Consider the following 7,371-nt stretch of genomic DNA (forward strand, 5'->3'; position numbering starts at 1 on the left):
GATCCCCCCCGCCGCCAGGACCATCAGGTGGGGAAGGACGGGCAGGCGGTAGCGCCAGTCGAAGTCCACCTGCAGCAGCGCGTGGAACGCCGCCGTGGCCAGCACGAACCCCGCGGCCGCCAGGAAGACGTCGCGCCGGGGCTGCGTCAGGCCGTCGCGCCCGCGGAGCATGGCGACGAACAGCCACGCCGCCAGCAGGTACGCGGGGACGAAGAACGCCGCGTTCACCAGCGTATGCGCCAGGCTGAAGTCGCTCGCGCCCACGGCGAAGAAATGGATGAACCGGTCCGCCGTGATGGCCGCGTAGTCCGCCACCGTGGACGGCGGCGCGTGAAAGGTCGGCTCCCGCCCCGACACCACCTCGCCGACGCGGTAGAACCGCGCCGTCCGCTCCACCGTCCCCGTGAGCGCGCCCAGGGGCCAGCGCGCGGGCCGCTGCATGATCCACGAGAACACGAGCACGCCGGCCACGCCCGCTCCCGCCACGAGCCCCGTGACGATGCGGCGCCCCCGTCCCGGCCGGCTGCGGGCCAGGTACAGGGCCCAGGCGGCGGCGGGGAGCAGCACCGCGCCCGTGGGCCGGTAGAACGCGGCCACGGCGGCCAGGGCGAACACGGGCGCCCACCCCTTGTCGCGGTGAAGCACGCGGTCCGCCGCCGCCGCGAAGACGAGAAAGGCCAGGAAGAGAAAGGTGGTGTCGGAAAGGATGAACGGCGTCCACCGGGTGACGGGGAACGAGGCCGTGAACAGCGCCAGCGCGCCCCACGCCGCCAGGGCGCTGTCCGTCGCCCGCCGCGCGACGGACACGGCCAGCGCCGCCGTCCCCGCGGCGGCCAGCACGTTCAGCCCCACGAGCGCCGCGGCCCATGCCCCGCCAAAGACGAGCTTGAGCAGCGCCACCACCGTCGCGAACAGCACGTACATGGCCGCGGGGTAGGTGGACTGCGTCTGCCCCACGACGCCCGCGTAGTCAAAGCCGCTGGCGATCAGCCGGTCCGCCGCCTGGGAGTATCCCTCCGAGTCGCCGCCGAACGCCGCGCCCGTCAGCAGCGCGTAGCCCGCGTGCACCGCCGCCGCCAGCGCGAACGCCAGGGCCGGCGAGGGCGCGGCCATCCAGCGCGGGAGCGTCCCCCCTCGCCCGTCCGCCATCATCCGTGCTTCCGCCGCCGGCCGTGCGTCCGTCATCCGCCGTCCTCGCCCCGCGCGGAAAGGGGAACGCGGGGCGTGTGCATCACGTCGTACGTGAGCGCCGACAGCAGCAGCTGGAACCCCAGGATGATGGGCAGGGCCGCGAACATCACCGTCCCGGCCGTGTTGGCCACGCCGCTCTCCAGCGCCGCCATCCAGCGGTAAAAGCCGAAGCAGGCGCCGGCCAGCACCAGCGGCAGCCCCAGCAGCAGCTGCAGCGACGCCACGTTGAAGTCCTGCAGGAAGTACTTCACCCCGACGCGCCGCAAAAAGCGGCTGGCCGCCAGCAGGGGAAAGCGCACCAGGAACCGCCGCACGCTCAGGCTGCTCACCTCGCCCGAGTAGCGCGCGGGGAGCGGCACGTCGTGCACCACCGCGTCGGCCAGGTTCAGGTGGAACAGTATGTCCGTCTCGAAGAAGTAGCAGTCCGCCACCCGCGCCGGGTCGATGCTTTCCAGGGCCGCGCGGTGGATGGCCGTGTAGCCGTTGGTGGGGTCCACGATGCCCCAGTAGCCCGTCACGCCCTTGTGCAGAAAGGACAGCACGTTGTTGCCCAGGCGGCGGACGGGCGGCATGGGCCGGCTCTCCGCGGGCGGGGCGCCGCGCGGGGTGCGGTGGAGCGGCGCGAACCGGTTGCCCTTGGCGTAGTCCGCGCGCCCGGCCAGCAGCGGCGCCACCAGCCGCGGGATGAACGCCGGGTCCATCTGCCCGTCCGCGTCCAGCTTGACGACCACGTCCGCGCCGTCGCGCAGGGCCTCGGCGTAGCCTCGCTTGGTGGCGCCGCCCACGCCCAGGTTGCGCGGGTTGCGCAGCACGCGCACGCGGTCGTCCACGCCCTCCGCGCGGTCGCCCGTGCCCTGGGGGCAGCCGTCGTCCACCACGTAGACGCGCCAGACCAGGGGCGGGATGGCCGCGATGACCTCCGCCACGGTGTCGGCGGCGCGGTAGCCGGGGATGACGACGGCGATGCGCGGCTCGCGCGGCGGGGCGAGCCGTACGCGCGCGTCGCGGGGACGGGGGGCGCCCGTCGCGGGGCCGGCCGCGTCACGGGTGGCTTTCATCCGGTCCGTCGCTCTCGATGCAGTGTGGGGCGGGACATTGTGTGGCGGACGATATCAGGTGCGTTCACCATCCGCCAGGATTTGCGGTCATGGCGCCGGCCGCGGCACGCGCGCCGGCCGCGGGGGCCGGAAACGACGCGTGCAGGGAGGGCAGGGACCCCGGCCGGCGGGTCCTCGCGCTCCCTGCACGACGTGCGCCCGTGGAACGGGCGTTTACTCCTGCCCGTTCTGGACGAGGGACTCCAGCGACGTCTCCAGGTCCTCGATGCTGCCCTCCATCCGGCGCGGGATGGCGTTCTCGTGGAGGGCCACCAGCTCCGACGCGGGCGCCTGGACGGAGCCGCGCGGCGTGCGGATGGCGAACGTGCCGAACGGCGCGCCCACCGTGCCGATGCGCTTTGCCGGGACGTTGTGCTCGCGCGCGATGGCCAGCACCTCGTTCACGTCGCCGTCCGCGCAGCTCAGCACGATGCGCCCCTGCGCCTCGCCAAAGAGCAGCGCGTTGGCGGGCAGGTCGTCCGTCAGCTCCACGTCCACGCCGAACGGCGCCTCGCCGAACGCGCTCTCGGCCAGGGCCACGGCCAGGCCGCCCTCCGCCGTGTCGTGCGCGGACCGCACGACCCCTGCGCGGATCATGGCGAGCACGGCCGTCTGCAGGGCCGTTTCGCCCTCCAGGCTCACGGCCGGTGCGTCGCCGGCCACGCGGCCGTGGATGACCTTGAGGTACTCGCTGCCGCCCAGCTCCGCCGTGTTCTCGCCCAGCAGCACGATGGCGTCGCCGGCCTCCTTGAAGGCCGCCGTGGTCACGTGCGCCAGGTCCTCCACCACGCCCACCATGCCGATGGTGGGCGTGGGATAGATGGCGCCGCGCGGGTTCTCGTTGTACAGCGACACGTTGCCGCCCGTCACGGGCGTCTGGAACGCCTCGCACGCCTCGCCGATGCCCCGCAGCGACTCGCTCAGCTGGTGGTAGACCTCCGGCTTGAGCGGGTTGCCGAAGTTCAGGTTGTCCGTCACCGCGCGGGGCAGCGCACCGCTGCACGCCAGGTTGCGGGCCGCCTCGGCCACGGCGATCTGCCCGCCCACGTACGGGTTCAGGTAGACGTAGCGGCTGTTGCAGTCCACCGTGGCCGCGATGGCCTTGCGCGTTCCCCGCAGCCGCACGACGGCGGCGTCCGATCCGGGACCCACGACGGTGCCCGTGCGCACGGTGCTGTCGTACTGCTCGTACACCCAGCGCTTGCTGGCCACCGTGGGCGAGTCCAGCAGCTGGCGCAGCGTCCAGGTGGGATCCGCCTCCTCCGCCTTCGCCTCCAGGGACGAGGGATCGAAGCGGCGCGCCTCGGTGATCTCGGGCGCCTCGCGGCCCTCGCGGGTGTAGGTGGGGCAGGCGTCCACGAGCGGCTCGCCGGGGATGTCGACGACGACCGTCCCGTTCTCCCGCACCACGTAGCGCCCCGTGTCCGTCACGTGGCCGATGGTCTCGGCGTCCAGGTCCCAGCGGCCCAGGATGGCGCGCACGTCGTCCTCGCGGCCTTCCTTGGCGACGACAAGCATGCGCTCCTGCGTCTCGCTCAGCAGGATCTCGTACGGCGTCATCCCCGTCTCGCGGACGGGGACCTTGGTGATCTCGATGTCCACGCCCGTGCCGCCGCGCGCCGCCATCTCCGTCGAGGACGAGACGAGCCCCGCCGCGCCCATGTCCTGGATGCCCACGATGTGGCCGCTGCGGATGAGCTCCAGCGACGCCTCCAGCAGCAGCTTTTCCGTGAACGGGTCGCCCACCTGCACCATGGGCCGCTTGGCCTCGCTCTCCTCGCTGAGCTCGGCGCTGGCGAAGGTGGCGCCGTGGATGCCGTCCCGCCCCGTCTTGCTGCCGACGGCCATGATGGGGTTGCCCACGCCGGACGCGACGCCGCGGATGAGCTCTTCCTTCTTCATGAGGCCGATGGCCATGGCGTTCACGAGCGGGTTGCCCTCGTACGCCGCGTCGAAGTACACCTCGCCGGCCACCGTGGGGATGCCCACGCAGTTGCCGTAGTCGCCGATGCCCTTGACCACGCCGGCGAACAGGTAGCGCACGCGGTCGGCGTCCGCGCCGTCGATCTCGCCAAAGCGCAGGGAGTTGAGGCAGGCGATGGGGCGCGCGCCCATGGTGAACACGTCGCGCAGGATGCCGCCCACGCCCGTCGCGGCGCCCTGGTAGGGCTCCACGGCGCTGGGGTGGTTGTGCGACTCGATCTTGAAGGCGACGGCCAGCCCCTCGCCCACGTCGATGACGCCGGCGTTCTCGCCGGGGCCCTGCAGCACCCACGGCGCCTTGGTGGGCAGCTTGCGGAGGAGCGGCTTGCTGTTCTTGTAGCCGCAGTGCTCGCTCCACATGGCGCTGAACACGCCGAGCTCGGTGTAGGTGGGCTCGCGGCCAAGGATGTCCAGGATCAGCGAGTACTCGTGCTCGCTGATCCCGTGGTCGGCCACCAGCTCGGGGGTGATCCGCGGGTCTCCGGGTCTGGGCTCGGGCATAACGGCAGGTGCGAGAGTGCGAAAGTGCGAAAGTGCGAAAGTGAAAGAGCGAAAGGCGCGAGTCGTTACTCTCGCACTTTCGCACTCCCGCACTTTCGCACTCGTCGTTTCAAGGATTTCCCCGGCGGTCGTTCTGGCGCGCGCGCTCCGTGGCCGTGGGCTGGCGGGTGCGGTCGCGCTCGTTCCGCTGGTTCTTGCGGTCGATGGACGTCTGGCCCTGCGTGTCCGTGGCCTCGGTGTTCTCCGCCGGGGCGGCCGTGGCGCCGTTGCCGTCCACGGGCTCGGCGCGGATGACCGTCGTGGGGGCCGGCGCCGTCCCGTCCGTGTTCTCGATTCGGATGGTGGACGGCTCGCCCGGGCGCCCCTCGCGCGCCGGCACGGGCGTTCCCTCCACGGGCGTGCCCTGCGGCGGGATCACCATCGTGCCGGCCGGCTCCGACTCCACGCGCACGCCGCCCACGCGGGCGGGCTCGCCGGCGCCCGGCGCCGCGTTCACGCGCACGCCGCTGGTGCCGTCGTCCGCCGCCTGCAGCGCGTCGTCGGCCTGCGGGCCGCGGTAGTGGCGGCGGTTGGTCCGCAGCACGGCGGCCACCACGCGGTCGTTCTGAAAGAAGACCACGTCGTCGCTGCCGCAGCGGCGGGGGCAGCCGTTGTGGTAGTACCAGTACGTCCAGTCGCCGGCGTCGCGCGTGGTGGCCGGCGCGCCGAACTCCGACTGCACCTGCGCGGGTGTCATCCCCTGCGCGATGGTCTGCGCGGCGGCCGGCGCGGCGGCGACGGACATCGCCGCCAGGGCCAGCAGGATCGCGTTCTTCATCTCACGCCTCCGGGAGAAGGGGAAAGTACCAAGTGGCGAGTACCAAGTGCCAAGTGCCGAGTGCCGAGTGCCGAGTGCCAAGTGCCAAGTGCCAAGTGCCAAGTGCCAAGTGCCAAGTGAACTTCGGTCCCGAGCCGGGCGCCGTCCGTGCCGGATGCCGAGTGCGGATCTGCGTCGGCATGTCGCACCGTCGCCGCGCCCCAGCCCCGGCGAATGAATTCGCGGCACCGAAAACGTGATGTCGGCCTTCGCCGCCGGCTCCTGCCGCACTCCGTCGCCGTACACCGTTGCGGCCTTTGCGCCATCGAAGGTCGCCCCGGTGCACCTGGGCCGGCATCCGCTGGGGCAGTCCGCGCAGGCGGACTTCGCGACTTTTCAGCGGCGAATTCATTCGCTCCGGCGAGCGGACGGCCTTTACCGGATCAGATCCGCGCCGTCCATGCCACTTGGTACTTGGTACTTGGTACTTGGTACTTGTTCAGCTCGGTACCAGGAACTCCGCCACCGACCGAAACACGCCCAGGCCGTCCTCGCTGCCCAGCGCCCGGTCCATGGCGCGCTCCGGGTGCGGCATCATCCCCAGCACGTTGCCGGCCCCGTTCACGATGCCCGCGATGTTGCGCGCGCTGCCGTTGGGGTTGGCCTGCGGCGTCGCCTCGCCCTCGCGGTCGCAGTAGCGGAACACCACCTGCCCGTTGGCCTCCAGCGCGTCCAGCGTCTCCGGCTCGGCCGTGTAGCACCCCTCGCCGTGCGCGATGGGAATGCGCAGCACCTCGCCCACCGTGTACTCGGTGGTGAACGGCGCCGCCGCGCGCTCCACCCGCAGCAGCACGTCGCGGCTGCGGAACTTGAGACCGCGGTTGCGGATGAGCGCGCCCGGCAGCAGCCCGCTCTCGCACAGGATCTGGAACCCGTTGCAGATGCCCGCCACCGGGCCGCCGTCGTTGGCGAAGGCGATCACCTCGCGCATGATGGGGCTGTGCGCCGCGATGGCGCCCGCCCGCAGGTAGTCGCCGTAGCTGAACCCGCCGGGGAGAAAGACGGCGTCCACCCCCTGCAGGTCGTGCTCCTTGTGCCACAGGTAGACGGCCTCGGCCCCCAGCCCTTCCTGGACGGCCTTGTAGCAGTCGTAGTCACAGTTGCTGCCGGGGAAGGTCACCACGCCGATCTTCACGCGGCGCTCCCGGCGGGCGCCCGCACCGCCACCTGGTAGTCTTCGGTCACGGGGTTGGCCAGCAGCTGGCGGCACATGGCGTCGGCCCGCTCGCGCGCGTCGGCCTCGCTCTCCGCCGCCAGGCCAAACACGATCAGCCGGCCCACGTGCACCTCGCCCACGCCGTCGAAGCCCAGCGACGACAGCGCGCCGCCCACCGCCTTGCCCTGCGGGTCCAGGATGCCGCGGCGCGGCGTAACCCGCACCTCGATGCCGTATTCCGTCACGTGCGATCTCCGCGATTCATAGGTCTGCGATCCGCCTTGCGCCGCCCAAAGCGCCGCGGGCGAATCTGCTCGTAGTCCAGCTCGCGCCGTTCATCCGGCTCCAGCTCGTCTTCCAGGAAGTCACGCTCCGGCAGACGCTCCGCCAGCCCCATCGCCACCGACCGCACCAGCCCGTAGGTGATGTACAGGATGGAGAAGGGGAAAAAGAAGTACTCGGGATACGTGAACGCCGACACCAGTGACGCCACGGCCAGAAAGATGGCGAACCGCCCGCCCCACGTGCGCACGGTGAACCGCGGCATCACGGGGTAGAGCACGTTGCTCACCATCATCAGCCCCAGG

The 7,371-nt window shown here is 71.8% G+C and carries 7 protein-coding genes; all 7 read right to left on the minus strand.

Annotated features, from left to right (window positions below):
- On the minus strand, positions 1-1,185 hold a 1,185-nt coding region (locus VFZ20_RS14565), incomplete at its 3' end, for a hypothetical protein (protein ID WP_329684629.1).
- Positions 1,182-2,249 (minus strand): glycosyltransferase family 2 protein, encoded by a 1,068-nt coding sequence (locus tag VFZ20_RS14570; RefSeq protein ID WP_329684630.1) that lies wholly within the window; start codon positions 2,247-2,249, stop codon positions 1,182-1,184. The genes VFZ20_RS14565 and VFZ20_RS14570, both read right to left, overlap by 4 nt.
- A 213-nt stretch (positions 2,250-2,462) precedes the next feature.
- The gene (purL, locus tag VFZ20_RS14575) at positions 2,463-4,772 is read right to left on the minus strand and encodes a phosphoribosylformylglycinamidine synthase subunit PurL (protein WP_329684631.1); all 2,310 of its coding nucleotides are present in this window, start codon (positions 4,770-4,772) and stop codon (positions 2,463-2,465) included.
- 109 nt (positions 4,773-4,881) lie between these two features.
- On the minus strand, positions 4,882-5,589 hold the full coding sequence (locus VFZ20_RS14580) for a hypothetical protein (protein WP_329684632.1): 708 nt from the start codon (positions 5,587-5,589) through the stop codon (positions 4,882-4,884).
- Positions 5,590-6,067: 478 nt separating this feature from the next.
- Entirely contained in the window at positions 6,068-6,763 is a 696-nt protein-coding gene (gene purQ, locus VFZ20_RS14585; RefSeq protein WP_329684633.1) for a phosphoribosylformylglycinamidine synthase subunit PurQ, read from the minus strand.
- Positions 6,760-7,029, minus strand: coding sequence for a phosphoribosylformylglycinamidine synthase subunit PurS (gene purS, locus VFZ20_RS14590; protein WP_329684634.1), 270 nt, complete (start codon positions 7,027-7,029; stop codon positions 6,760-6,762). The genes purQ and purS overlap by 4 nt, the downstream gene beginning before the upstream one ends.
- A partial coding sequence (locus tag VFZ20_RS14595; protein WP_329684635.1) for a hypothetical protein occupies positions 7,026-7,371 on the minus strand: 346 nt, incomplete at its 5' end. The genes VFZ20_RS14595 and purS, both read right to left, overlap by 4 nt.

The sequence above is a fragment of the Longimicrobium sp. genome (genome assembly GCF_036280135.1).
Lineage (GTDB): Bacteria > Gemmatimonadota > Gemmatimonadetes > Longimicrobiales > Longimicrobiaceae > Longimicrobium.

Coding starts and splice junctions, on each gene's coding strand:
- VFZ20_RS14580 (WP_329684632.1), bottom strand. CDS start 5,589: ATGAAGAACGCGATCCTGCTGGCCCTGGCGGCGATGTCCGTCGCCGCC.
- VFZ20_RS14570 (WP_329684630.1), bottom strand. CDS start 2,249: ATGAAAGCCACCCGTGACGCGGCCGGCCCCGCGACGGGCGCCCCCCGT.
- purL (WP_329684631.1), bottom strand. CDS start 4,772: ATGCCCGAGCCCAGACCCGGAGACCCGCGGATCACCCCCGAGCTGGTG.